Below are 23,935 nucleotides of genomic sequence, written 5' to 3' on the forward strand. Positions count from 1 at the left end.
GAGTTATCATTATGAGACGAATTATTAAGTGGCGTTGGACAATCTTGATTATATGGCTGGTTGCGACCACGTTACTTGCGGTTTTTCAGCCTGATGTGAACAAGATATTGCATGACCGGGGTCAGGATCCACTTCCGAAGGGTAGCCCCTCCAAGGTAGCTAACGAAATGCTGAGCAAGATGAATGAAACGAATGGTATGAGCAACATCCTCATTTTCTTCAATGAAAATAAGCTGTCTGATGAGGATATGAAACAAATAGGCAATGGCCTGTTAAGTCTAAGAGCAAATGAATCGGAGCTTGGTATTAACCAGCTCATTGATCCGATAGCTATACCCGAGGCAAAGGCATCCCTGATTTCTCCGGACGGCACAACCTTAATGGCAAGCTTTATTCTGGAGAAGAACGGTCGAAGTGTTGATAGCATTAAAGAACAGTTCGAAGATGTACTGAAGGATGTAAAAGTTGAACATTATTTAAGCGGCGAGGATTTCATCCAGAATGACTATATCAAGGCATCGACTGAAGGGGTAGAGAAGAGCGCGGCACTGACCGTTATCTTCATCCTAGTCGTATTGGTTATCATGTTCCGCTCGTTCGTTATTCCTTTCGTGTCATTGATAGCGGTAGGCATATCCTACTTATGTTCAATGGGTATCGCGGCTCAAGTTATTGATAAGCTAGATTTCCCTATTACGAGCGTCACACAAATGCTTCTAGTTCTTATCCTGTTCGGTATAGGTACCGACTACAACATACTTCTTTTCAACCGATTCAAAGAAGAATTGGCGAATGGAAGCTCTGTAGACGATGCAATCGTTACTTCCTACAAAACAGCTGGAAAAACGATTGTATACAGTATCCTAACTGTATTTATCGCGTTCGCGGCACTTAGCTTCTCCGAATTCGGAATTTACAAGTCCGCTAACGTAGTCGCTATAGGCGCTGTCGTCCTCGTCTTAGAGATCTTGACACTAACTCCATTCCTTATGAAGACTCTAGGAACGAAGCTATTCTGGCCTTCTAAGAAGGTTACAGGGCATAAGGATAGCAAATACTGGTCGAAGCTAACTGAAATATCCGTGAAGCACCCGGTTGTTACTACAGCTATTATTGTTATTCTTCTTATTCCAGTCATTTTGACAAGTGGTCAGAAGCTGAGCTTCGATCAATTGAAGGAGCTAGGAACTGGTCATCCTTCTACTAAAGGATTTAGCTTGGTCGGAGATCACTTCAGCCGTGGGCAGGCTCTACCAACAACAGTTGTTATCTCAAATGAGAAAGCTATGGATAACAATGAAGCATTGGCTACTGTCGACAAGCTTACTAATAAGCTTAAGGCGATCGAGGGAGTCGTATCTGTTTCCAGCGTTACACAGCCACAAGGTGCGCCGATTGATTTCTTCTATGCTACTGGGGAGTTGGAGGCAGATGGTTCTAAGAAGTTCTTCATCCCTGATCAGGTTCTGAGCAGCCCTGATTTCCAAATGTCGGCGGCTAACTACTTTTCTAAGGATCACCTGATTACGAAGATGATTGTTATTCTGAAAGACGATCCGTATTCACCTGCAGCTTTGGATACAATTGAACAAATCAATGAAGAGACAGAGGCAACTCTGAAGGGTTCGTCACTAACGAATGCGGTATTCGGAGCAGCAGGTCCAAGCTCCACAACATACGATATGAACAAAGCCCAAGTTAAAGCATTTAATGGGACAGCAGTCATTGTAATCATTAGCGTATTTATTGTTCTGTTGTTCGTCATTCGCGCCTTCTGGCCAGCTATATACATCATTCTTTCATTGCTTGCTTCTTACTATGTAGCTATGAGTGCATCGAAGCTGGTTACGGAGTATGTAATAGGGGCAGATGGAGTATCATCCTTCGTTCCCTTCTTCTCCTTCATTGTCATTGTGGCGGTGGGAGTCGACTATAGTATTTTCCTCATGATGAGGTTCAAAGAGTATGGAAAAATAGCACCGAAGGAAGCAATCGTCAAATCCGCGAAAAGTGTTGGAGGAGTCATTGTATCCGCAATGATTATTCTAGGCGGTACGTTCGCAACATTAATTCCATCCGGTCTAGTGCTTCTCATTGAGCTTGCCGCGGCGGTTATTGTAGGCTTAGTCGTACTTTGCTTCATTTTACTGCCAATGCTTGTACCGGCTCTAATCGTACTTCCAGAATCCTTGAAGAAAAAACGTTCAAAAGACAAAGCAGCTAGCTAAAAATAACAGCAAAAGTAACAAATATAAGGGACAACGAGCTAATCGTTGTTCCTTTTTTTTTATTTGTCTATAATGATAACGATTCGTAAAATTACCATTAATGTATTTGTATTGGTGAGCTAGGGGGCATTTGATTGTTGGAAGATAGAGAAAGGGCACCGCTATATGAAGCACTAGTTGCCCATGACAAATTAAATATGCATGCCTTTCATGTGCCTGGACATAAACAGCGTCCGATAGAGGGAGATGCGCAAGCTATAGCCTACTATGATAAGCTACTTTCCTTAGATGTAACGGAGCTTTCTGATACCGACGACTTGCATCACCCGGAAGGGCCGTTGGTGGAAGCGCAGCAGCTAGCAGCTAACTGCTGGGGAGCGGAAGAAACACGGTTTCTAGTAGGAGGAAGCACGTCGGGTAATCTCGCAATGATTATCGGTCTGTGTCACCCGGGCGACCTAGTTATTGTTCAACGCAATGTTCATAAGTCGATGGTTCATGGCATTATGATGGCAGGTGCTAGAGCTGTTTTACTGCCTCCGGATATAGATTCAGCTTCTGGATTAGCAACAGTGCCCGCAGAGAGCTTGCTTAGAGCTTCACTTGAGCGGTACCCCGAAGCGAAAGCAGTCATCCTCTCATCACCGAATTACTATGGTATGAGCTCTGATCTAAAACCACTCATCCAAGCTGCACATAGCTTCGGAATTCCTGTATTGATCGACGAGGCGCATGGACCCCATTTCGGACTGCACCCCTTATTTCCACAATCCGCATTACAGGCTGGCGCAGACGTAGCCGTGCAATCTACGCACAAGATGCTCTCAGCCATGACAATGGGGGCTATGCTGCATATGCAGGGGAATCGGCTTCCAAGACCATCTATTCGCCAAGCTTTAACAATGGTGCAAAGCTCTAGTCCATCTTTTCCGATCATGGGCTCTTTGGATTTGGCGAGGTGGCAGCTTCATACTCAAGGGGAAAAAGCGTTTATTTCACCACTTGAAGCAGTAAATTTGGCAACAAAAGGATTAAATGACACGTCCATTAGAGCAATAGGATATGGAGAGTATGCTAGCAGCAATATCTCATATGATCCTCTAAAGCTTGTTTTGTTTGATGCTACTTTTACGCTGAGCGGCTTTGAACTAAAGGATGAGCTTCTGCACAGAAAATGTGTGGCTGAGATGGCAGATTCGACTTACGTTGTGATGGCTTTTGGAACAGGCTCTACTAAAGAGGATGGCGAATGCTTAAGTGCGGCTTTGAAGGCTATTTCTGACAAGATATCTAACAAGATTTCTGGCAAGTCGGAAAGCAATCAAGCTGCACACTCAATCTCAAAGCAGAGGATAGTTAATCCATATAATGGGGAAATTACTGTGCCGGAGCCGGTATTCATCGGTCGTAAAATGGAGCCTACGCAAGCTATTCGATTAGAAGACAGTGTTGGGTCCATTTCAGCAGAATGGGTTATCCCTTATCCACCTGGTATACCTGTGCTTTATCCAGGCGAGACGATTACATCTGAGATCATATTGCAATTACAGCATTGGAGGCATGAAGGAGCGCAGATTCAAGGGGCACAAGACGCTGAGCTCCAATATATCCAAGTTCAGGTGGACAAATGAGGTTTAGTGAAGGGGAACGGAATGAATAATACGGATGCAAGGAAAGATATTCGTAAAATGATCGGCTGGATTACAGGAGGAGCTGCAGCTGCTCTAATCATAGCTTTAATAATGGTATCCCCCGTCATTGGAATAGCGGATAGCGGGGATTTCGGTCGTGTATTAGGCATCACCGGATTAAAGGTGCTTAACCCGAGTGAAACATATGAACAGTTATATTTTAATTATGCGCATCAGAACTTCGGGTATGGCGGATTTACTGTCGGCGGGTACGTATCCACTCATATTATTCTGGTTGCGCTAGCGGGACTACTTGGAAGAATAATTAATGGGGAAGTATTTGATATACGTGTTCTAGGTGTGTGCTATTCAGTCTTTTTCATATGGGCATTGGTTCTAATGGTTAGAAATGCTCCTAAGGCAGAAAATCAGAGAAATACCGTCATTCTGGCAGCTGTAATGTCTCTGTGTTTATTGTTCGTGTTTGGTGATATCGGATATTTAGCTTATTTCCAATCGTTCTTTGGCGAGCCATACGCACTCATTGCTATGCTGCTAATGGTGGCTTCCGCAATTGCGTTAGCAGGATCAGATCGACCGTCAGGCAAGCTGCTTGCCTTATTCGTAATTGCTGCATTAGCAGTAGCAACCTCGAAAATACAAAATGCACCGCTGGGGTTCGCGTTCGCACTATTAGCGTGGAGAATATACAGCCTACGATCAGATATGAAATGGAGACGCCAAGCATTAATTGGTGTAGCTGTTCTCGTCCTAGGCTCGGCACTAATGATTATTGTAGCTCCGGATAGGCTGAAGAATACGAACTTATACCAATCTATTTTCTACGGCGTATTGAAGGGCTCGAGCAATGTAGAAAAAGATATGGAGGAGCTTGGTATACCTGAGAAGTACGCCGTGCTGGTGGGAACGAATTATTTTCAGAAGGATATCGCTATTCCACAAAATGATCCCGTCTTAAGGGAGGAAGTGCTGGAGAAGCTCAGTCATAAGGATATCGCCATGTATTATTTGCGCCATCCGTCGAGATTTATAGAGAAGCTGGACAAAGCAGCGGCGAACTCCATGTTTATAAGACCTAATTACCTGGGTAATTACGATCAATCCGTCGGTAAGCCACCCAAGACATTGAATTATAAATATAGTGGTTGGAGCCAGTTTAAACTGAAACATATGCCACGAAGCTTAGCATTTTACGTTGGGCTATATGTTCTTTATTTGGCTGTATTGGGCACTCTGTGGTGGAGAACCGCTTCTAGAAGAGTTCGATTGGTTGCAGAAACGTTAGCAGTTGTCGCCTTAGCCGGTGTATTTTCCTGTATCGTACCTTTAATCGGAGATGGAGAAGCGGATTTGGGTAAGCATTTGTTTATGTTTAACGTCTGCTTTGATATGATGGGAGTAAGTATAGTAATGGGGGCAGTCTACGGGCTGCTTAAGCTGATTGAACGGAAAAGGCCGATTTAAGGGTTGTCGTTGAAAGGGGAAAGCTCTAGTGCGAGGCGGATCATTCATTACAATAGAAGGCGGAGAAGGAGCGGGCAAGACAACGCTTATTCAAGCTTTAGCGGTTAAAGCGCAGCAACAGGGCTATGAGGTCATGATTACTCGGGAGCCTGGAGGCATTCCGATAGCCGAAGCTATACGCACGGTCATCCTACAGAAAGAGAATACCGCTATGGATGCACGTACGGAAGCCTTGTTATATGCAGCCGCACGCAGGCAGCATCTGGCTGAGAAGGTTATGCCCGCTTTGAACCAAGGAACAGTCGTAATCTGCGACCGTTTTGTCGATAGCAGCTTAGCTTATCAAGGGCATGCTCGTGGACTAGGCTTTGATGCTGTGTGGGAGATTAACCGATTCGCAACGGAGGGCTGTATGCCGGATCTAACGCTCTATTTGGATTTGGATCCAGAGATCGGACTTATGCGAATTGAGAAGAACAGTGATCGAGAGGTGAATCGTCTTGATCTGGAAGGCTTGGCGTTCCATCGTCTTGTTAGGGAAGGCTTTAAGCTGGTTGAAGAACGGTTCAAGGAACGGTTTATTACGCTGGATGCATCGGAAAGTCCAGATCAGGTTGTCGAGAAGGCTTGGCAGTATTTAGAACACAAACTGCTTACTCGCAAAGATGAGAATTAGAACGGCTTGACTGTTCCTAAGGCGTGGAAATACGTTTTTACAAAAAAGAGGATTTTGGCGCAGGAGTGTCCAATTTAAATAAGAAGCGACAGACCCCATTAATGAAATTAGAGGAGGGCCTGAACAATGAAATTACTAATTGCAGTCATTCAAGATAAGGATAGCAATCGATTGTCCAATGCGCTTATTAAAGAAGGGTTTCGGGCAACCAAGCTTGCCAGTACCGGAGGATTTCTTCGCGCAGGAAACACGACGTTCCTAATTGGAATCGAGGATGATCGAATTCAAAGCGCTTTAGATGTTATTCGTTCTAGCTGCAAAGTACGTGATCAGCTTGTTACTCCTGTATCCCCTGTAAGTGGAGCAGCAGATTCCTACATCCCGTTCCCTGTTGAGGTTCAAGTTGGTGGAGCAGCCGTATTCGTGCTTCCAGTTGAGCAGTTCGAACACTTCTAATGTAGCCGGGTGGTGAATGGATATGAAAATCCAAACGGGTTTCTATCCTGTCAATAAGACATTAATGCGCGGAGAATTAGCCAGCAGACCGGCTCAGGCACAGAGCTTCGGTGACTTGATGCAGCAGAACGAAGAGCAGCGGACTCATGAGGAGCTTCAACGAAAGCTGGAGGACATTCACCTGCAAGGAGAACGCTTAAATCGCTCAATGACGATTAGGGAGCTAGTTCTTTACAGGCAAATGGTTAAAGGATTTCTTGAGGATACCGTTCGCCGCGGGGTTGCCCTAAGGGAAACGAAAGGCTGGGACCGCCGAGGTCGTGGCAAAAGATATAAATTGCTGGAAGAAGTAGATGAGATGCTGATAGCTATGGGGGAAGAGCTGCTGAAGAGTGAAGAAGGCAGAATTGATCTACTCCAGAAGGTCGGCGAAATTCGTGGTATTTTGATTAATCTAGTTTTCTAAGGGTAACTGATTGAACGGCGTGTTTACTCGTCAATCAGTTGTCACGGATTCGACTATCCAAGCTACGGACTTGTGCTAGCAGGGTAGTCGTAACGGAGGAGTACGCTTTATGAGTTTTCAACAAATTTCTGGACAGGATCGGGCAAAGGCTTTATTGCAGAATGCATTAGCCACTCGTAAAATCGCTCACGCCTATTTATTCGCAGGACCCTCTGGCTCAGGTCGCAGGGAAATGGCAAATGCCTTTGCCCAGGCTTTGTTCTGCGAGAGAGGCGGGAATGATGCCTGCGGTGAATGCTTGGAATGTCGAAAGATACTACATGGCAATCATCCGGATTTACATGTAGTCAGTCCTGACGGTGCTACTGTCAAGATTGAACAAATTCGTGTTTTACAGCGAGAGTTATCTTATCGGAGTGTCGGAGCGGGCTATAAGGTTTATATTATTGAAGGCGCTGAGACAATGACAGTGCCGGCAGCCAATAGCTTGCTTAAGTTTTTGGAAGAGCCACCTTCTCCTGTAGTTGCCATTCTTATATCACCTAGCGCACAAACGGTACTTCCAACCATTTTATCTCGGTCACAGCTCATTGCTTTTGTGCCAGGAGACCGGGAAGCACTAGAGAAAGCATTGGTTGCAGAGGGTAAACCACCACTTCTATCACGTGCCGCAGTAAATCTGGCATCAGGGCTAAATGCCAGTAGAAAATTGGTAGAAGAGAATTGGTTTGCAGATATCCGAAACGTAGTGATACAATTGGGTAAGGAGAATCCGACCCGGTTCACTGCGAGTCTGCTTCAAGCGCAGCAGCAGGTTATTAAAACGGATCTCTCAGAACATGTCGAAACCTTGCTACAGCTGTTAGCTTTGTGGTATAGAGATATGATTTATGCAATGACCGACCGTCATAATCAGATGGTGTTTCCCGATCAAGGGGAATGGATCTCGAAGCAGGCCTGGAGCCGTTCCATTCAATCATGGGTTACGGTGATGGAGTCTGCATTGATGGCGGCAAGACGAATAAAGGCTCATGTGTCGCCGCAATTGGCGCTAGAGCAATTTCTGGTGAACGTGCGGGAGGGATAGATTTGTACGATGTGGTGGGAGTCCGCTTCAAGAAAGCGGGCAAAATCTATTATTTCGATCCCGCCGAGCATCCGGTGTCCAAAGATCAGCATGTCATCGTGGAAACGGCGCGTGGCGTAGAATACGGCAAAGTCGTCGTTGGACCGAAGACGGTAGAAGAATCGGATGTCGTTCTTCCTTTGAAGAAAGTCATTCGGATAGCAGGTGATCCCGATGCGAAGACGGTGGATGAAAACCGCGGAGCAGCAAAGAACGCTTTTACCGTTGGCCTGCAGAAAATTAAGGATCACGCGCTGAAGATGAAGCTCGTGGACGTGGAATACACGTTTGACCGGAACAAAATCATCTTTTATTTTACAGCCGAAGGACGCGTCGATTTCCGGGAACTCGTCAAGGATTTGGCTGGTGTATTTCGAACCCGCATAGAGCTGCGGCAAATCGGCGTACGGGATGAAGCAAAGATGCTCGGCGGAATCGGTCCGTGTGGGCGTGTACTCTGTTGTTCTTCTTGGCTTGGGGATTTCGAGCCAGTCTCGATTAAGATGGCGAAGGACCAGAATTTGTCGCTGAATCCAACGAAGATATCAGGGCTATGCGGCCGCTTGATGTGCTGTTTGAAATATGAGCACGACAATTACGAGAGTGCTAAGGAAGAATTGCCTGCAGTAGGAAGATTGGTTGTTACCTCTATGGGTGAAGGTAAGGTAGTTGGAATTAATGCAGGCAGTAGAAGTGTACACGTTCAGTTGTTCGACTTAGGTAAGGTGAAAGAGCTACCATTTGACGACGTCGTCTTGAAATAATTTGTGACGACTGTACGAGATGATTTATCATTGTAATCAGTCGCACTTGTTAATCGACACAATCGGGTGCCTTGAGGTGGATAGTTGTTCATGAAAGACATTTTCCTTCGCGTGGATGAACTCGAATCGCATATGGGCACGATTCATGCCGATTTAGGTACGCTTAAGCTGAAGATCAAGGAGCTGCTGGAAGAAAATCAACAGCTCAGGATCGAGAATCAGCAGTTAAGAAAAGTGCTCAAGCGGGAAACAGAACCCGCAACAACCCAGGAAGCGGCGGAAGAACCGGCTGCCGTCAAGGGAGACAAGCTGTCTCTTGCTATGCCTGTGGGTGAGGGCTATGATAATCTAGCTCGTCTTTATCATGAAGGCTTCCATATTTGCAACGTGTACTACGGTCATTTGCGAATGGAAGGCGATTGCTTATTCTGTTTATCTTTCTTAAGTAAATAGTATCGTAGGAAGCAGCGACCTTTCGAGGACTCGCTGCTTTTTTTATATGGCCAGCAGGGCTCAGATTGCGATAGAGGAAGGAATCAAGTAAGCTAAGGGACGTAAACAATTGTTAGAGGAGGTGCGCTGTAGTATGGATTTGAATCCCTTGAAGGAGTCGAAGCCGGTCTTGTTACCTGGAGAGAGGCTGGACGATTTGCTCACTCACAGCTTAAAGATTATCCAGAGCTCTGAAGTATTTAGCTTCTCGCTCGACGCTGTGCTGCTTGGGCGATTCGCAGGAGTGCCTCCGCGTGGGCGAATACTTGATCTATGTACGGGTAACGGGGTAATACCGATGCTGCTCACGACTCGAACTGATGCTTTAATTGATGGCGTGGAAATTCAACCCCGACTAGCCGATATGGCACGGCGTAGCGTTCAATTAAATGAACTATCCCATAAAGTTAATATTATTGAAAACGATCTGCGTGTATGGAAGCCGGAAGGCGAGTTGTACGATGCAGTTACAGTTAATCCGCCATACTTGCCTTTGCAGAGTGGAGATCACAAAGAAAATCATCATCAAGCTATGGCACGTCACGAGATCGGCTGCAAGCTGGAGGATGTTGTTGCTGCTTGTGCGAGGTCAGTTCGTATTGGCGGCCGAGTATCTATGGTTCATCGTCCCTCAAGGCTCATTGACATTGTTGATCTAATGAGACGCTACCGTATCGAGCCAAAGAGAATACGGTTTGTGCATCCGCGGAAGGAAGCGGAGTCAAACATGGTATTAATAGAAGGAACACGCGAGGGTAAGCCTGAGGTTCGGTTATTGCCTCCGCTAATCGTCTATGAGGAAGACGGAGAATATACCCAGGAGCTACTGGCTGTATTCTATGGTCAAGCTGCTGAGCTGCCTGACTTCCGACGAAATAATGGACGAGCACCTGTAGTAGGTAAGACGGGGAAGGGGACGGAAATTGATGACTGAGGATTTGAGCAAAGCAACCATTCAACGAAGCTTCACAGCACGTGAGACTCCAGGAACGCTGTATTTAGTTGCGACACCTATTGGCAATCTAGAGGATATGACCTTTCGTGCGATTCGAACGCTGCGTGAAGTCCAGCTTATTGCAGCAGAGGATACCAGACAAACGAGAAAGCTACTGACGCATTTCGAAATTCAAAATCGATTAGTTAGCTATCATGATCACAACAAAGAGGCAAGTGGACCCGAGCTCATTCGCTTGCTAGAGGAAGGACAGAGCATTGCGCTCGTTAGCGATGCGGGTATTCCGGCTATCTCTGATCCAGGTGCTGACTTAGTGAGAGCAGCTATTGCACAAGACATTCCTGTCGTTCCGATTCCGGGAGCCAATGCTGCCTTGTCGGCACTTATCATTTCAGGGCTTCCGACCGATCGATTCCTATTCGTGGGCTTTCCTCCTCGCGAGCGCAAGGGGCTTAATAAATTTTTGGATGGATTTGAGGAAGAGCGCGGATCAATTATTTTCTATGAATCTCCTCATCGGGTTAAGAAGACACTTGCTCTTATTGCTGAGCGTTGGGGTAATCGCAAGATGGCTATCGTGCGTGAATTAACTAAGAAGCACGAGGAAGCGGTTAGGGGAACTGTGATAGCTTGCTTAGAGCATGTCGAGCAAATTCCGCCACTCGGAGAGTGTTGTATTGTAATAGAAGGTAAATCTGCGAACGAGGGTTCAACGGGAGAGAATGACGGTCAATGGTGGTCATCCTTAACTTTGGCACAGCACGTTGTTCATTACGAAACCCTTCAATTAAATCGTAAGGAAGCAATGAAGTCTGCAGCTGTGGATAGAGGAATATCTAAACGAGATGTCTATCAGGCGTTGCTTAATGATACGGAAGAATAAAAGGGCAAAAAAAATCCTCCCGATATCAGGTTCGGGAGGTGTGCAAGGAGTATAAAAAGGTTGGAATTAACAGTTATTAGAATACAATTTTCATTATAAACTATTTTCTTTAATTTGTCACAGGTGAAGGTAAATCCTTCAAACATTCTCTGCAAACAATTTTTCCTTTGAAATATGTAACGTTTTCTGCATTGCCACAGAAGATACAAGCTGGCTCGTATTTCTTAAGCATGATGCGTTCTCCGTCTACATAAATCTCAAGAGCATCTTTCTCTCCGATGCCTAGCGTACGACGCAATTCAATCGGAATAACCACCCGACCTAGTTCATCAACTTTACGCACAATTCCTGTGGATTTCATCATTTGGTAATACCCCTCTCATCAGGTTAAAATAAAAACAAACGGACCACCAAATGCAGAGTTTGTCCGTATTCGCCAGCATTCGACAAAGTTCTCTGTTTTCCGATTACTATCGTACCAACCATTCCCATAAAAGTCAACCTATTATTGATAGAATTGAAGTACCCGAACCGCTACAAAACCTATAAAATAAGGCGATATCAAGAACATGTGGGCTATCTAAAAGGGGTCTAGTAAAAGGAAAGCGTTTTACGACATTATTCGACAAAATTCGATATATTATCGTTGTTTTGTCGAATGATGATCCTATTTGAGGTGATGACTATGCTCAAGGAGCTGCAAGAAGAGAAGGTGTTTAAGGATCCTGTTCATAATTCCATCTACGTGCAAGATTTGACCATCTGGAAGCTCATTAATACGCCAGAGTTCCAACGTCTTAGAAGAATACGCCAGCTAGGCACCTCCTATCTTACTTTCCATGGAGCGGAGCATAGTAGATTTTCCCATTCTCTGGGTGTATATGAAATTACTCGGAAAATTATTTCTCAATTTGAGCGTAATAGATATGCCGATTGGCCGCAAGAGGAAAAATTACTAAGTCTTTGCGCCTCCCTGCTGCACGATGTAGGCCATGGGCCGTTCTCTCACTCTTTAGAAGAGATCTTTCATATCGATCATGAGCAATGGACCTGTGAAGTTATACTGGGCGATACAGGAATTAATCAGATTTTAAGACAGGTTGACCCACAATTCCCGGAAAAAGTAGCCTCTGTTATTCGTAAAAAATATGAGAAGCCGATTGTTGTAAGCCTCGTGTCGAGCCAGCTGGATGCTGATCGTATGGACTATTTATTGCGTGACGCTTATTTTACAGGAGTAAATTACGGCACCTTTGATATAGATCGTATTCTTCGTATGCTTCGTCCATATAAAGGTAAAATTGTCGTAAAAGAAAGCGGAATGCATGCGGTAGAAGATTATTTAATGTCTCGCTACCAGATGTATTGGCAGGTGTATTTTCACCCTGTAACTCGAAGCTCAGAAATCATTCTTCGACAAATTTTTAGAAGGGCAAGTGAGCTTCATGGGGAAGGCTATGAATTCGGTTTCATGCTTCCTCCAATCCGTGAATTATTGGAAGGATCAATTACGCTGCATCAATACCTAAAGCTGGATGAGGCCATGCTGCAGACGGTATTCGGACAATGGTCTGACGAGCGGGACGAGCTGTTGTCAGATTTATGCAGACGGTTCTTAAATCGACAGCTCTACAAGTATGCTGAGCTTGAGAGTGAGGACAAAAATTGGCTTGAGAGTATTAGACACGAGTGGCAGGAAATCGGGTTGAATCCGGACTATCATATGGAATTTGATACACCTATGGACTCCCCTTATGCGATCTATAAACCAGGGGCTTTACCAGATAGTAAAGAGAAGCCTCCTATCCTTCTTTTGAATGAGCATGAGCAGTTGACAGAAATATCTGTTAAGTCCGATATTATTCGATCTATTGCCGGACTTCACCGTGGGAAATACTACATTTATTATCCGGAGGAGAGAGTGCTCCCTCACGTTGAAAAGCTCAGTTTGGAAACACGTAAAAAACTATCTATATAATAGAAGGAGACAACTTCCGACATGCTCATCGACACCCATGCACACCTTGATTCTTCTAAGTTCGACAACGATCGCGATGAGGTCATCTCCCGTGCTCTAGAAGCGGGTGTAGACACAATAGTTAACATTGGATTTAACCGCGAGACGATACCCACAACGATGTCTTTGGCAGAAAAATATGATTTTATTTACGCTGTCGTAGGGTGGCACCCTACGGATGCGATAGATATGAATCTTGTTGAGGATTTGGCCTGGATTGAACAGCTTTGCAGTCATCCCAAAGTCGTAGCTATTGGTGAGATCGGACTTGATTATTACTGGGATACATCACCCAAAGATATCCAGCAGACTGTATTTCGTGAACAGATTCGATTAGCTAGACGTTTGAACAAACCCATTGTTATTCATAATCGCGATGCTCATGAAGATATATTGCGTTTGCTTAAAGAAGAGAAGGCCTCTGAAGTGGGCGGAATCATGCATTGCTTCTCGGGAAGCTGGGAAACGGCCAAGCAATGCCTTGATATGAACTTCTATATTTCCTTCGGAGGTCCAGTCACATTCAAGAATGCAAGGGTTCCTAAAGAGGTGTTAGAGCGTGTTCCGCTCGATCGTTTGCTACTAGAAACAGATGCTCCTTATTTGACCCCTCATCCCTATCGGGGAAAGCGGAATGAATCGGCTTATGTTCGTCTTGTTGCGGAGACAGCAGCGGAGATAAAGAGGCTTTCTTTGGAAGAAATTGCTAAAATAACGAGTGAAAACGGTCGTCGCTGTTTGGGTATAACGAGATAAACGGAATATAAGTGAGAAAAACAGACCGGTACGAAGAAAAAACTGGCTTTTGTCGCTGATAATGATAAACTACTGGTCAATTTCGGTCAAAATGGGGAAATTCGTCCATTGTACCTTCTTTACACCGTTGGTAAGTAGAGGTTATTATCAACAACAGAAGTTCGAATATGACATTCCTTTTCCAGTGCGCTAAATCTCCCAAATGGGAGAGTGGGGGACCCAACGCAGCGACGATTTTATACATTGTCCAAAGCGGTCCGAGCAATCTTGGGGTGAATTTTGCAAGTGACATTGACAAGGCTCTAGCTGAGTATCTTGTCATGCATGTAGCAAATAGGGCAACTCTCTTTGTCCGAATCCGACAGCTAACCCCGCAAGCGTTATAGAGAGAGGTCAACCTCGTGCCGCGCTATTTCCCTTACATTCTACTACAAGCGGAAGCCACGAACAGGTCCTCTGTCTCGATGGCTTTTTGTGTTGAAAAAAAGGGTAGTAGGTGCTTGTACCTCTTGTATAAGCCTGTACGAACTGGTTAAGGCGGCGCTTAGATTTCACAGCTTGAATCTGCCAATTCTTGTCTGGAGGATAAGTGTCGATATCAAAATTGGATTAGTCGCGTCAGACAATAGTCATGTATCACAGTCGACGACGGGGCTATGAGGAGGAGCGAGAAAATGGGCGTTATTCCTGTTAGGGAAACCCATGATCCACGACCGACCGGCAAGCTTTTCGCACTGCGGTGGAAGCCTGAGCATGTGCGCGCAGTATTATTAGGCGCAATTCTTGTGTTTGCCATCACGATCATGTTCATGTCCTTGCTGCAGAAAGCAGCTACTAAGAGCATCACGATTATCGATAACGGTATTGCCTCCGTTTTCGTAACCCAAACATCGAACGTACTCGGTTTCCTCGAGGAACAGGACATACAAGTTGGACCGAATGACCGCCTCTCCTTGCAGCTTGCAGATCCTCTTAAAGAGGGAAGTCAGATCGTAATTGATCGTGCGGTAGGAGTTACAATCAAGGCGGATGGCAAGAAGGAAGTTGCCTACACAATCGAAGACACGGTTGGGGGAGTCATAAGCGAGTTGAATATTTCACTGAATGATGAGGATCGGGTATCTCCGGCACTCAGCAGCCCATTGAAGGATGGGATGACCGTATCGGTCGTTAGGGTGCGTAAAGAAGTCGTAGAGACCAAGCGCCCAATCGCATTTACGGTAGTGGAGCAGAAGAACAAGGACCTAGAAACAGGCAAGCAAAAGGTAGTCACAACGGGGAAAGATGGACTTGTTGTGCTCAAGACAGAACGAGTTTATGAAGATGGTAAGCTGGTTAGCCAAGAAATGATTGAGAAGACTATTGCACAGCCTGCCGTGCAGCAGGTCGTTGCTATTGGCACGAAGAAAAAGCCTGAGGTTGTCACACTTTCTTACAACGGAAAGCCCTCTTCAGCTGAAGCCAAGACCGTTAGTCTGAATGGTAGAAGCGTCAAGGTTAAGCGTATGCTTAGCAATGTCACGCTTACCGCGTATTCTGCAGGGGAAGCCTCAACAGGTAAATCCAAAGGTGATACAGGCTATGGTATAACCTCTTCAGGTGCAGTTGTGCAGGAAGGTCGTACGATTGCGGTAGATCCTAAAGTTATTCCTATCGGATGGTGGGTTTACATTGAGGGCATCGGGTTTAGAAGAGCGGAAGACACAGGTAGCGCGGTCAAAGGTAAGAAGATCGATGTTTATTATGACAGCGAGAAGCATGTCAATAAGTTTGGACTGAAGCGTGGATACACGGTTTATGTCATTGGCCCTGTTAAGCCTTCTGCGGATTAATTAGCTACGTTTCGTAAGGAACTCATATATAAATCATGATCGGGAAGAAGCTGAAGGGCTTCCTCCCGATTTTTTCTTTGGTTCTTCGCGCGCGCCTAGCCAAGCTGGGAGACAAATAAAGTACCCAAAAGTGCCAAAGTGCCAAAGTGCCAAAGTGCCAAAGTTCCAAAGTTCCAAAGTTCCAAAGTTCCAAAGTTCCAAAGTTCCAGTGTCCCCCACCCCCCGCTAGTCGTGACAAGAAAAGTACGATGTAATTCATCGCTAATAGCAAGTAGGTGTGCCGCCAAACACACAATAGCGATGTTTATGATCGTACTTGCTACACAATAGGCTCTGCATCTGATCATTTTCGTCGAAGTAGAATGTTTTTCATCGCTAATAGCAAGTAAGGGCACCTCCAAACACACATTAGCGATGATTATGATCGTACGTGTTCACCCAGTGTGCTGCAGTTGTTCATCTCCGTAAGCTCGAGGAAGAAGCGCTTTTACTTGCTGTCTTCCTTAATCTCGTATACGCTTGTAAGATCGGCTTTGTAAAGGCGGAATAAATATCATGGTTCAAGAAATGATTGTCGTTGAAGGTAAGGACGATACAACGGCTGTTAAGCGTGCTGTGGGCGCGGATACAATTGAAACTGGCGGTTCTGCCATAGGAGAAGACGTGCTTCGTCGTATTGAGCTGGCACAAGCCCGTAGAGGAGTCATCATACTGACTGATCCCGATGCCCCGGGAGAGCGCATTCGTAAGATCGTAGCGGAGCGTGTGCCGGGCTGCAAGCATGCTTTCCTGACGAAGGATGAGGCTAGAGGGCGCAGGGGAATCGGCGTAGAGCACGCTTCAGATGCAGCTATTCAAAGAGCGCTTGAGGTTGTGCGAAGTCCAGAGGGCGATTCTGGGGAGCTTGGAGAGATTGAATGGAACGATTTGCTAGATACAGGTCTTATCGTGCAGCCTTCATCGGCGCGCCGCAGGGAGCGTATGGGGGAGCTGCTAGGGATCGGTTATGCGAATGGCAAACAATTTTACAAAAGATGTCTCATGTTCCGAATTACGCGGGTAGAGTTTCTAGCTGCATTGGAACAACTGGAGCGGGAAGGGTTATAGATTAACATGAAAAAACCAACAGACAAGAACGGCGTGGCTAAGAAGAAGTATGGCGTTCATACAAAGCCGTATGAGTATAACAAGTCAACCAAGCCAGAGGCTGGATCATCGAAGGCGGGTAGTGCAACAACTGCGCCACCGAAAGATATTTTGAAGGAAATTGCGACCTCCAGTCGGACTCGCGAAATCATTCGTAAGCACCGGTTCACTTTCAAGAAGAGCTTGGGTCAGAATTTTCTGATCGATGGAGACGTGCTAGATCAGATAATTGCTGCTGCAGGTTTGGACGAGACACGGGGGGCTTTGGAGATTGGTCCCGGTATTGGGTCCCTTACAGAGCAGCTTGCCAAAGTAGCGGGAAAAGTAACTGCGGTGGAAATCGACAGGCGCCTTATTCCCATTCTAGAGGACGTCATGTCCCCTTATAATAACGTTAGCGTTGTTCACAGCGACATTCTTAAGACGGATTTGAAGCAGCTTTGGCAGGAGCAATTTTCCGGTTTAACGGGAGTTAGTGTAGTTGCCAATCTTCCGTATTACGTCACGACTCCGATTATTATGAAGCTGCTAGAGGAAAGACTGCCGCTTGAAAATATTGTCGTTATGGTTCAGAAGGAAGTCGCGGAGAGAATGGCGGCTAAACCGGGCGGGAAGGAATTCGGCAGCTTAAGCATTGCCGTACAGTATTACTGTGAGCCTGAACTAGTATGTATAGTGCCGGGTAAGTCATTTATTCCTGCACCTAATGTTAGCTCCGCTGTCATTAAGCTGAAACGGAGGCAGGAGCCTGCTGTCCAAGTGGCGGATGAAACGAAATATTTTCATGTGGTCCAGACTGCTTTCGCACAGCGCCGCAAAACACTTGCCAATAACCTCTCTGCTTTTTCCGGTAAGGAGCGTAAGGGAGAGCTGTCGGATATACTACTGAAAATTGGAATTCAGCCGGAGCGCCGTGCAGAGACGCTTTCTCTGCAAGAGTTCGCTGACGTGTATGAGGCACTTGCAGCGAACGGAATGCTCTCTTAAAACGGACGCGCACCCGAAGCCCACTGACACCATAGGATAGACGAAGAGGTGATTTGCCCATGAACCAGGGGGATCTAGTCATTCGTAAATCCTATGGCGGAGATGTATTGTTCAGAGTCGCGGCATTCGCTGCAGATCAAGCTGTGCTCAGGGGCATGGACTACCGCTTGCTCGCTGACTCGCCTGTCCACGATCTTCAAACAGTGAGGAATCCGGACGAGCTCGGTGGGACGCGCCAGGCGCGCATACACGCGAATGAGTCCCTTAGAAGAATGAGTGAGGAACGCAAGCGGCAAACGGGCCATATGGGGTTCCCATCGGCTCTAGACGATCGGCGACAGCCGTTCTTTGAATTGCCAGGTAAAGTTCTTCACTTAGACGGCGACGCTAATTATCTCAAAAAAAGCATGCAGGTCTATAACCAACTAAATGTTCCTGCTGAGGGTGTGCATTGTCACGAGTCCCAGATGCCGCAGGTTCTGCTTCGTTTGCTTCCGCAATACCATCCGGACATTGTAGTCATAACTGGACATGATGGGGTGCTCAAGCAACGTAAGGACCTGCAACAGCTAAGTAGCTACAAAAATTCGTTGAATTTTGTACAGTCGGTTAATGTTGCCAGAGATTATGAGCGCAATCGTGATTCGCTGGTTATCGTAGCCGGAGCCTGCCAATCTCATTTCGAGGCGCTGCTGGAAGCAGGGGCTAATTTTGCTAGCTCACCAGGGCGTATTATGATTCACGCGCTAGACCCTGTGTACGTGGCCGTGAGAGCGTCTTTTACACCGTTCCGGGATACAATTAACATTACGGACGTTATTGCCCATACAATTAGTGGGAGGCAAGGTGTGGGCGGAATCGAAACAATGGGACGATATCGGATAGGTGTACCGAATCTAAAAGCTGTGGATTCCGAACAAAATGTGAACATTGTGTGACAGAAAAAGGCGGGTTTTTCGATAAACCCTACACCAGCAAGGAAAATGACCGTTGACATCAAAACATCTTCGTTGATATAATATTCTACTCATTTGACACCTCCCCTGTTTTTAGATATAATTTACAGGGAAAGAGGTGGTAGTGGATCATGGCTAAAAACGCTCTTCTAGAGATCAAACGAAGCCTGGAACCGCACGTTGGTTCCAAAATCATGCTCCGCGCCAACGGTGGACGGCGCAAGACCATCGAGCGTACAGGAGTGTTGGAAGAAATCTACCCATCGGTTTTCATTGTTAAACTGGATCAGGAACAGCACGCGTTTAAGCGGGTTTCGTACAGTTATGCTGATATTTTGACTGAATCCGTGGAAGTTATGCTGTGCAATGACGATGGCCAGGTTCGCATCAATTATTTATCGCACTGACACGGTTAAATTTGTACGGGCAGCATCGCGCTAGTTAAGCGCAGTGCTGCCCGTTTTGCATGTATAGGCTTTCCGATAGGCATCCTATACGGGGGATGGCGGCGAATCTGTCCTTACCCTACGTAGAGGAGGCAATGGTATGAGCCGAAGAAGAAGCGTCATGTCTGAGCAATTCAAGGCGGAGCTTGCCAAGGACCTGGGATTTTACGATACGGTACAGAATGAGGGCTGGGGAGGCATTCGTACTAAGGATGCCGGTAACATGGTGAAACGCGCCATTCAGATCGCTGAGCAAGCGATAGCCCGGCCCCCACAGTCTTAGGAAGGTGCTCGACAAAAGAGGTCGTTTTCCTGTTACAGGGGATTCGATCTCTTTTTTCGCATTTAAGGGCGCTGTTTGTTATAATATGGGACAACTGTTCAGTCAAAATAAGAATAACAAGCATATGGGCTCGCGCTGATTTGAAGAAGGCGAAAGCCGTCGTATAGAGAGTATAAGTTCTATGTCCGTTTTACTTGGAAAGAGGTGATAAGCTTGTCGAAAATATATGTGAAGGCACCTGCCAAAATTAACCTGCTGCTGGATGTTATTCGTAAGCGGGAGGATGGCTTTCATGAAGTTGAGATGATTATGACGATGGTCGATCTGGCTGATCGCTTGGAGATGGAAGAGCTCCCGAGAGATCAGATCGTGCTGTCCAGCCAAGTGGGCTTTATACCGCTTGATGAGAAGAATCTCGCTTTCCAAGCCGCTAAGCTTATTAAAGAGCGTTACGGAGTTAAGAGAGGCGTCTATATCCATCTGGATAAGCAAATTCCGGTGGCCGCTGGCTTAGCGGGAGGAAGCAGCGATGCTGCGGCTACGCTAAGAGGTCTTAACCGATTATGGGATCTCGGCCTCTCTAGAGATGAGCTAGAGGTTCTAGGAGCGGAGCTAGGCTCTGATGTGCCCTTCTGCATACGTGGAGGCACTGCCCTTGCCAGAGGGCGCGGAGAGAAGCTAGAGAGCATCTCGCCTCCGCCGCAGTGCTGGGTCATACTAGCTAAGCCGCCGATTAATGTGTCGACCGCAGATGTGTATGGGAAATTCCGAGTTAACGATCTGAAGGAGCATCCGTCTATCCCGGCCATGCTGGACGCTCTGTCGCGACAATCCTTTCCTGATATGTGCGACTCCCTTGGCAATGTGCTTGAGCATGTGACGCTTAATCGGTATCCTGAGGTTCGCCAAATTAAGGATTGCATGATTAAAGCTGGAGCTGACGGGGTGTTAATGTCCGGAAGCGGGCCGACTGTATTTGGTCTTGTGTCCAAGGAAATCAAAGTCGCACGGGTTTATAATGCTTTAAGAGGTTTTTGTAAGGAAGTATACGTGGTAAGAATGTTAACATAATGCTTGCGCAAAACCCCAAACCAAGCCGATTTTCTTGATAAAACCCGTATAAAAATGTTATGATACTCCTAAAATATTCGGATTTGGACGGGAGAGGGGAACTTGAAAAAATTGAAACGCAGCGCTAGGCTCGTGGAGATGACGCAATATTTATTGGCCCGTCCTCATACGTTAATTTCTCTAACAGCATTCGCCGAACGGTATCAATCTGCTAAGTCTTCTATTAGCGAGGATTTAGCGATTATTAAAGAAGTATTCGAGGATGAAGGAATTGGCGAGCTTAATACTTTAGCTGGGGCAGCTGGGGGTGTACGTTTCGTTCCCAAGTGTCGCAAGGATCAGGCATTAGAGAAGATCATTTCGATTTGCCGCGAGCTAGAGCAGCCGGATCGGCTGCTCCCGGGCGGTTACTTATATATGACAGACCTGCTTGGACAGCCTGCTATGATGCAAGAGGTAGGACGGATGTTTGCATCTGCATTCTCAGATCGGAACATTGACGTCATCATGACGGTTGAGACGAAAGGGATACCGCTCGCACATGCTACAGCCCAGTATTTGAACCTGCCGGTTGTCATTGTGCGTAGGGATCATAAAGTGACGGAAGGCTCTGCCGTTAGCATTAACTACGTTTCTGGCTCAACTAAACGCATCCAAACGATGTCACTCGCTCGCCGTGCACTTAAGGAAGCTTCGCGTGTTCTCATTATCGATGACTTCATGAAGGCCGGAGGAACGATTCAAGGAATGGTCGATTTACTCCATGAATTCCGGGCAGTTGTTGCTGGAGTCGGAGTATTCGTAGAATCTGGCGAGGTAGACAACGAGGAGCGTTTGCTGCATGATTATGTCTCGTTAGCCCGGTTAACAGAAGTGGATTTGAAATCACGTCAAATTAATGTGCAGCCAGGAAACTTTTTCTAAACTAACAAAAGCTTTATCAACTACTAGGAGGAATACCCCATGAATCTTAAAATTGTTTCTACTTCAGATGCTCCTGCCGCAATCGGCCCTTATGCGCAAGCTGTTCGATATGGTCAATTACTATTTACTTCGGGACAAATTCCTCTAACGCCTGCAGGAGAGCTTGTCGTAGGCACGATTCAGGAGCAAACTCACCAAGTGCTGGATAATTTGAAAGCGGTTTTAGCAGCTGAGGGAGCTGGCTTCCAAGATGTAATTAAAACGACTGTTTTCTTAAAGGATATGAATCAATTTGCTGAGTTCAACTTGGTCTATGCATCGTACTTTGGAGACCATACTCCAGCCCGTTCAACCGTAGAAGTGGCAAGGCTTCCAAAGGATGTTTTTGTCGAAATAGAATTGATTGCGGCGATTAATGTCGAAACTGTCAGGAATTAAAAAATTATTTTAATTTTAACAATAGTTTTTCCAAAATAAAGAAGGAATCTGCACGATTTTGTGGAATATTACACCAAGTTCTTCTGAGGACAAAGGTGGTGAACACAAGTGCAAATTACAGATGTGAGACTCCGCCGCGTCAATTCGGAGGGGCGTATGAAAGCCATTGCGTCGATCACCATTGATAACGAATTCGTAGTACACGACATTCGCGTCATTGACGGAAACAATGGGATGTTTGTCGCCATGCCGAGCAAACGAACCCCGGACGGAGAGTTTCGCGATATCGCTCATCCAATTTCTTCTGGAACGCGTGAGAAAATTCAAGCTGCAGTATTGACTGAATATGAGCGTGCTGCGCAAGAAGAAGAAGTTATGGTCGAAGGGGCATAATAAAGTAAATACGAAAAGAGGGCCCCTTGAAGGCTCTCTTTTCATTTTCATGAGAATACGCTATGATTCGGATGAAGTTTATGATACGCAAAACGCAAAAAGGAAGGGGTTTATTAATGAAGAAAATGGCGATCGTGCTTGCTGCAGGACAGGGCAAGCGCATGAAATCGAAATTATATAAGGTGCTGCACGCTGTTTGTGGAAAACCAATGGTTAGTCACGTTCTAGATGCGGTTCGCGGAGCTTCCTGCGAGCGCTCAATCGTTATTGTAGGTCATGGGGCCGAAGCGGTTCAAAGCACCCTCGGAGTTGGGGGATCTATTGAATATGCTCTACAAGCCGAGCAATTGGGTACTGGGCATGCCGTCATGCAGGCAAAGCCGATGCTGGAAGATGAAGAAGGTGTAACCATTGTTATATGTGGAGATACACCTCTCGTGCGTTCTGAGACCGTTGAGGCGATGATTGCCCTACATTTACAGCAAGGAGCTTCAGCAACTATTCTGACTGCTGAATTGAATGATCCAGCAGGGTATGGTCGGATTGTGAGAGGTGCGGACAATGGTGTGCTTCGCATCGTAGAGCATAAAGATTGTTCGGTAGAAGAAGCCGCAATTAAAGAAATTAATACCGGAACTTATTGCTTCGATAATCGTAAACTATTTCAAGCGCTGAATCAGGTAACGAATACGAATGCTCAGGGTGAATATTACTTAACTGATGTTATTGGGATCTTGCAAAGCGAAGGTAATGCTATAGCTGCTTATTTAGTAGATGATCCCGCTGAAGCTATCGGGGTAAATGACCGCATTGCGCTTGGAGAAGCGGAGCGGTTTATGCGATTGCGTATTAATAGGGGTCACCAAGTAAACGGAGTTACCTTAATAGATCCTCAGAATACTTATATTGAGTCTGAAGTAAAGATTGGAGCAGATACGATAATCTATCCAGGAACTATCCTTCGTGGTCAGACTTCAATTGGATCAGATTGTATCATTGGGCCAGCATCAGAGCTTCAAGACTCGAGTGTAGGCGATGGAACAACCATTCGCCAATCAGTAACTGAAGGCGCGGAAATCGGAGAGGGCTGTAATATTGGTCCTTATGCGTATCTGAGGCCGGGAACAAAGCTTGGACAGAACGTCAAAATTGGTGATTTCGTCGAGATCAAGAACACAGTTATCGGAGATGGTAGCAAAGTACCTCACTTGAGCTATGTTGGAGATGCGGTTGTCGGTTCTAACGTCAATATCGGTTGTGGCGCGATTACAGCCAACTACGACGGGTATAATAAATCAAAGACAGAAATTGGCGATAACGCGTTCGTTGGCAGTAACTCCAATCTCATTGCTCCTGTTAAGATCGGTAGCGGAGCTTACATTGTAGCGGGGTCAACGATCACGCATAATGTTTCTGATAACGATCTGGCGATCGCACGCCAGCGTCAGGTTAACAAGCCAGGCTATGCAGAGAAGATTAGGGCACGTGCTCGCATTAAAAAAGAAGAGAAACAAAGTGACTAAA

At 46.0% G+C, this 23,935-nt stretch carries 25 protein-coding genes and 1 riboswitch; of the genes, 24 read left to right on the forward strand and 1 reads right to left on the reverse strand.

Features of this window, described 5'->3' with window-relative positions; translation table 11 throughout:
- The first annotated feature begins 11 nt into the window (after positions 1-11).
- From KCTCHS21_RS00140 to rsmI, 11 genes are all read left to right on the forward strand, one after another.
- Entirely contained in the window at positions 12-2,228 is a 2,217-nt protein-coding gene (locus KCTCHS21_RS00140; RefSeq protein WP_130604570.1) for an MMPL family transporter, read from the forward strand.
- 134 nt (positions 2,229-2,362) lie between these two features.
- Positions 2,363-3,859, forward strand: coding sequence for an aminotransferase class I/II-fold pyridoxal phosphate-dependent enzyme (locus KCTCHS21_RS00145; protein ID WP_130604571.1), 1,497 nt, complete (start codon positions 2,363-2,365; stop codon positions 3,857-3,859).
- A gap of 21 nt (positions 3,860-3,880) precedes the next feature.
- Positions 3,881-5,344 (forward strand): glycan biosynthesis hexose transferase WsfD, encoded by a 1,464-nt coding sequence (gene wsfD / locus KCTCHS21_RS00150; protein ID WP_130604572.1) that lies wholly within the window; start codon positions 3,881-3,883, stop codon positions 5,342-5,344.
- A gap of 28 nt (positions 5,345-5,372) precedes the next feature.
- Positions 5,373-6,020 (forward strand): dTMP kinase, encoded by a 648-nt coding sequence (tmk, locus tag KCTCHS21_RS00155; RefSeq protein ID WP_130604573.1) that lies wholly within the window; start codon positions 5,373-5,375, stop codon positions 6,018-6,020.
- Positions 6,021-6,146: 126 nt separating this feature from the next.
- Entirely contained in the window at positions 6,147-6,476 is a 330-nt protein-coding gene (locus KCTCHS21_RS00160) for a cyclic di-AMP receptor DarA (RefSeq protein WP_130604574.1), read from the forward strand.
- Between the two features lie 22 nt (positions 6,477-6,498).
- Entirely contained in the window at positions 6,499-6,942 is a 444-nt protein-coding gene (locus KCTCHS21_RS00165) for a YaaR family protein (RefSeq protein ID WP_130604575.1), read from the forward strand.
- A 109-nt stretch (positions 6,943-7,051) separates the two neighbouring features.
- Complete coding sequence (gene holB, locus KCTCHS21_RS00170; protein ID WP_130604576.1) at positions 7,052-8,029, forward strand: DNA polymerase III subunit delta'; 978 nt, start codon at positions 7,052-7,054, stop codon at positions 8,027-8,029.
- A gap of 2 nt (positions 8,030-8,031) precedes the next feature.
- Positions 8,032-8,832: a PSP1 domain-containing protein gene (locus KCTCHS21_RS00175; protein ID WP_130604577.1), complete on the forward strand. Its 801-nt coding sequence runs from the start codon at positions 8,032-8,034 to the stop codon at positions 8,830-8,832.
- A gap of 90 nt (positions 8,833-8,922) precedes the next feature.
- Positions 8,923-9,285 (forward strand): DNA replication initiation control protein YabA, encoded by a 363-nt coding sequence (gene yabA, locus KCTCHS21_RS00180; protein ID WP_408621747.1) that lies wholly within the window; start codon positions 8,923-8,925, stop codon positions 9,283-9,285.
- 133 nt (positions 9,286-9,418) lie between these two features.
- A complete protein-coding gene (locus KCTCHS21_RS00185; RefSeq protein ID WP_130604579.1) occupies positions 9,419-10,258 on the forward strand; it encodes a tRNA1(Val) (adenine(37)-N6)-methyltransferase in 840 nt (279 codons plus the stop codon).
- Positions 10,251-11,162: a 16S rRNA (cytidine(1402)-2'-O)-methyltransferase gene (rsmI, locus tag KCTCHS21_RS00190; RefSeq protein ID WP_130604580.1), complete on the forward strand. Its 912-nt coding sequence runs from the start codon at positions 10,251-10,253 to the stop codon at positions 11,160-11,162. The genes KCTCHS21_RS00185 and rsmI overlap by 8 nt, the downstream gene beginning before the upstream one ends.
- 109 nt (positions 11,163-11,271) lie before the next feature.
- Here the strand turns inward: rsmI and KCTCHS21_RS00195 are convergent, their stop codons facing one another.
- Positions 11,272-11,526: an AbrB/MazE/SpoVT family DNA-binding domain-containing protein gene (locus tag KCTCHS21_RS00195; protein ID WP_027086730.1), complete on the reverse strand. Its 255-nt coding sequence runs from the start codon at positions 11,524-11,526 to the stop codon at positions 11,272-11,274.
- Between the two features lie 321 nt (positions 11,527-11,847).
- Between KCTCHS21_RS00195 and KCTCHS21_RS00200 the strand changes: the two genes are divergently transcribed.
- The 13 genes from KCTCHS21_RS00200 (at position 11,848) to glmU (ending at position 23,934) form a co-directional block, all read left to right on the forward strand.
- Positions 11,848-13,140 (forward strand): HD domain-containing protein, encoded by a 1,293-nt coding sequence (locus KCTCHS21_RS00200; RefSeq protein WP_130616273.1) that lies wholly within the window; start codon positions 11,848-11,850, stop codon positions 13,138-13,140.
- 21 nt (positions 13,141-13,161) lie between these two features.
- A complete protein-coding gene (locus tag KCTCHS21_RS00205) occupies positions 13,162-13,935 on the forward strand; it encodes a TatD family hydrolase (protein WP_130604581.1) in 774 nt (257 codons plus the stop codon).
- A gap of 177 nt (positions 13,936-14,112) precedes the next feature.
- Positions 14,113-14,330, forward strand: a riboswitch (cyclic di-AMP (ydaO/yuaA leader).
- A gap of 279 nt (positions 14,331-14,609) precedes the next feature.
- Complete coding sequence (locus KCTCHS21_RS00210) at positions 14,610-15,767, forward strand: resuscitation-promoting factor (protein ID WP_130604582.1); 1,158 nt, start codon at positions 14,610-14,612, stop codon at positions 15,765-15,767.
- Positions 15,768-16,322: 555 nt separating this feature from the next.
- Positions 16,323-16,874, forward strand: coding sequence for a ribonuclease M5 (gene rnmV, locus KCTCHS21_RS00220; RefSeq protein ID WP_130604584.1), 552 nt, complete (start codon positions 16,323-16,325; stop codon positions 16,872-16,874).
- A gap of 6 nt (positions 16,875-16,880) precedes the next feature.
- Positions 16,881-17,900, forward strand: coding sequence for a 16S rRNA (adenine(1518)-N(6)/adenine(1519)-N(6))-dimethyltransferase RsmA (rsmA, locus tag KCTCHS21_RS00225; RefSeq protein WP_130604585.1), 1,020 nt, complete (start codon positions 16,881-16,883; stop codon positions 17,898-17,900).
- Positions 17,901-17,959: 59 nt separating this feature from the next.
- Complete coding sequence (gene yabG / locus KCTCHS21_RS00230) at positions 17,960-18,838, forward strand: sporulation peptidase YabG (protein WP_130604586.1); 879 nt, start codon at positions 17,960-17,962, stop codon at positions 18,836-18,838.
- Between the two features lie 149 nt (positions 18,839-18,987).
- Positions 18,988-19,263: a biofilm formation stimulator Veg gene (gene veg / locus KCTCHS21_RS00235; RefSeq protein WP_115995944.1), complete on the forward strand. Its 276-nt coding sequence runs from the start codon at positions 18,988-18,990 to the stop codon at positions 19,261-19,263.
- Positions 19,264-19,402: 139 nt separating this feature from the next.
- Positions 19,403-19,585: a small, acid-soluble spore protein, alpha/beta type gene (locus KCTCHS21_RS00240; RefSeq protein WP_130604587.1), complete on the forward strand. Its 183-nt coding sequence runs from the start codon at positions 19,403-19,405 to the stop codon at positions 19,583-19,585.
- Between the two features lie 213 nt (positions 19,586-19,798).
- Positions 19,799-20,656 carry a 4-(cytidine 5'-diphospho)-2-C-methyl-D-erythritol kinase gene (gene ispE / locus KCTCHS21_RS00245; protein ID WP_130604588.1) on the forward strand — a complete coding sequence of 286 codons (858 nt, stop codon included), beginning with the start codon at positions 19,799-19,801 and terminating at the stop codon, positions 20,654-20,656.
- A gap of 102 nt (positions 20,657-20,758) precedes the next feature.
- Complete coding sequence (gene purR / locus KCTCHS21_RS00250; RefSeq protein WP_130604589.1) at positions 20,759-21,580, forward strand: pur operon repressor; 822 nt, start codon at positions 20,759-20,761, stop codon at positions 21,578-21,580.
- 39 nt (positions 21,581-21,619) lie between these two features.
- The gene (locus tag KCTCHS21_RS00255) at positions 21,620-22,018 is read left to right on the forward strand and encodes a RidA family protein (RefSeq protein WP_130604590.1); all 399 of its coding nucleotides are present in this window, start codon (positions 21,620-21,622) and stop codon (positions 22,016-22,018) included.
- A gap of 108 nt (positions 22,019-22,126) precedes the next feature.
- On the forward strand, positions 22,127-22,411 hold the full coding sequence (gene spoVG / locus KCTCHS21_RS00260; RefSeq protein WP_130604591.1) for a septation regulator SpoVG: 285 nt from the start codon (positions 22,127-22,129) through the stop codon (positions 22,409-22,411).
- A gap of 116 nt (positions 22,412-22,527) precedes the next feature.
- The gene (gene glmU, locus KCTCHS21_RS00265) at positions 22,528-23,934 is read left to right on the forward strand and encodes a bifunctional UDP-N-acetylglucosamine diphosphorylase/glucosamine-1-phosphate N-acetyltransferase GlmU (RefSeq protein ID WP_130604592.1); all 1,407 of its coding nucleotides are present in this window, start codon (positions 22,528-22,530) and stop codon (positions 23,932-23,934) included.
- Position 23,935: the final 1 nt, after the last annotated feature.

Origin of the sequence: Cohnella abietis, from assembly GCF_004295585.1 — a bacterium.
Lineage (GTDB): Bacteria > Bacillota > Bacilli > Paenibacillales > Paenibacillaceae > Cohnella > Cohnella abietis.

Excerpts from the sequence above, each read along its gene's own strand:
- KCTCHS21_RS00240 (WP_130604587.1), top strand. The coding sequence starts at position 19,403 with ATGAGCCGAAGAAGAAGCGTCATGTCTGAGCAATTCAAGGCGGAGCTT.
- yabG (WP_130604586.1), top strand. The coding sequence starts at position 17,960 with ATGAACCAGGGGGATCTAGTCATTCGTAAATCCTATGGCGGAGATGTA.
- glmU (WP_130604592.1), top strand. The coding sequence starts at position 22,528 with ATGAAGAAAATGGCGATCGTGCTTGCTGCAGGACAGGGCAAGCGCATG.
- rsmI (WP_130604580.1), top strand. The coding sequence starts at position 10,251 with ATGACTGAGGATTTGAGCAAAGCAACCATTCAACGAAGCTTCACAGCA.
- rsmA (WP_130604585.1), top strand. The coding sequence starts at position 16,881 with ATGAAAAAACCAACAGACAAGAACGGCGTGGCTAAGAAGAAGTATGGC.
- KCTCHS21_RS00255 (WP_130604590.1), top strand. The coding sequence starts at position 21,620 with ATGAATCTTAAAATTGTTTCTACTTCAGATGCTCCTGCCGCAATCGGC.
- veg (WP_115995944.1), top strand. The coding sequence starts at position 18,988 with ATGGCTAAAAACGCTCTTCTAGAGATCAAACGAAGCCTGGAACCGCAC.
- KCTCHS21_RS00205 (WP_130604581.1), top strand. The coding sequence starts at position 13,162 with ATGCTCATCGACACCCATGCACACCTTGATTCTTCTAAGTTCGACAAC.
- rnmV (WP_130604584.1), top strand. The coding sequence starts at position 16,323 with ATGGTTCAAGAAATGATTGTCGTTGAAGGTAAGGACGATACAACGGCT.
- KCTCHS21_RS00200 (WP_130616273.1), top strand. The coding sequence starts at position 11,848 with ATGCTCAAGGAGCTGCAAGAAGAGAAGGTGTTTAAGGATCCTGTTCAT.
- KCTCHS21_RS00160 (WP_130604574.1), top strand. The coding sequence starts at position 6,147 with ATGAAATTACTAATTGCAGTCATTCAAGATAAGGATAGCAATCGATTG.
- KCTCHS21_RS00165 (WP_130604575.1), top strand. The coding sequence starts at position 6,499 with ATGAAAATCCAAACGGGTTTCTATCCTGTCAATAAGACATTAATGCGC.
- KCTCHS21_RS00195 (WP_027086730.1), bottom strand. The coding sequence starts at position 11,526 with ATGATGAAATCCACAGGAATTGTGCGTAAAGTTGATGAACTAGGTCGG.
- KCTCHS21_RS00210 (WP_130604582.1), top strand. The coding sequence starts at position 14,610 with ATGGGCGTTATTCCTGTTAGGGAAACCCATGATCCACGACCGACCGGC.
- KCTCHS21_RS00140 (WP_130604570.1), top strand. The coding sequence starts at position 12 with ATGAGACGAATTATTAAGTGGCGTTGGACAATCTTGATTATATGGCTG.
- holB (WP_130604576.1), top strand. The coding sequence starts at position 7,052 with ATGAGTTTTCAACAAATTTCTGGACAGGATCGGGCAAAGGCTTTATTG.
- wsfD (WP_130604572.1), top strand. The coding sequence starts at position 3,881 with ATGAATAATACGGATGCAAGGAAAGATATTCGTAAAATGATCGGCTGG.
- KCTCHS21_RS00185 (WP_130604579.1), top strand. The coding sequence starts at position 9,419 with ATGGATTTGAATCCCTTGAAGGAGTCGAAGCCGGTCTTGTTACCTGGA.
- yabA (WP_408621747.1), top strand. The coding sequence starts at position 8,923 with ATGAAAGACATTTTCCTTCGCGTGGATGAACTCGAATCGCATATGGGC.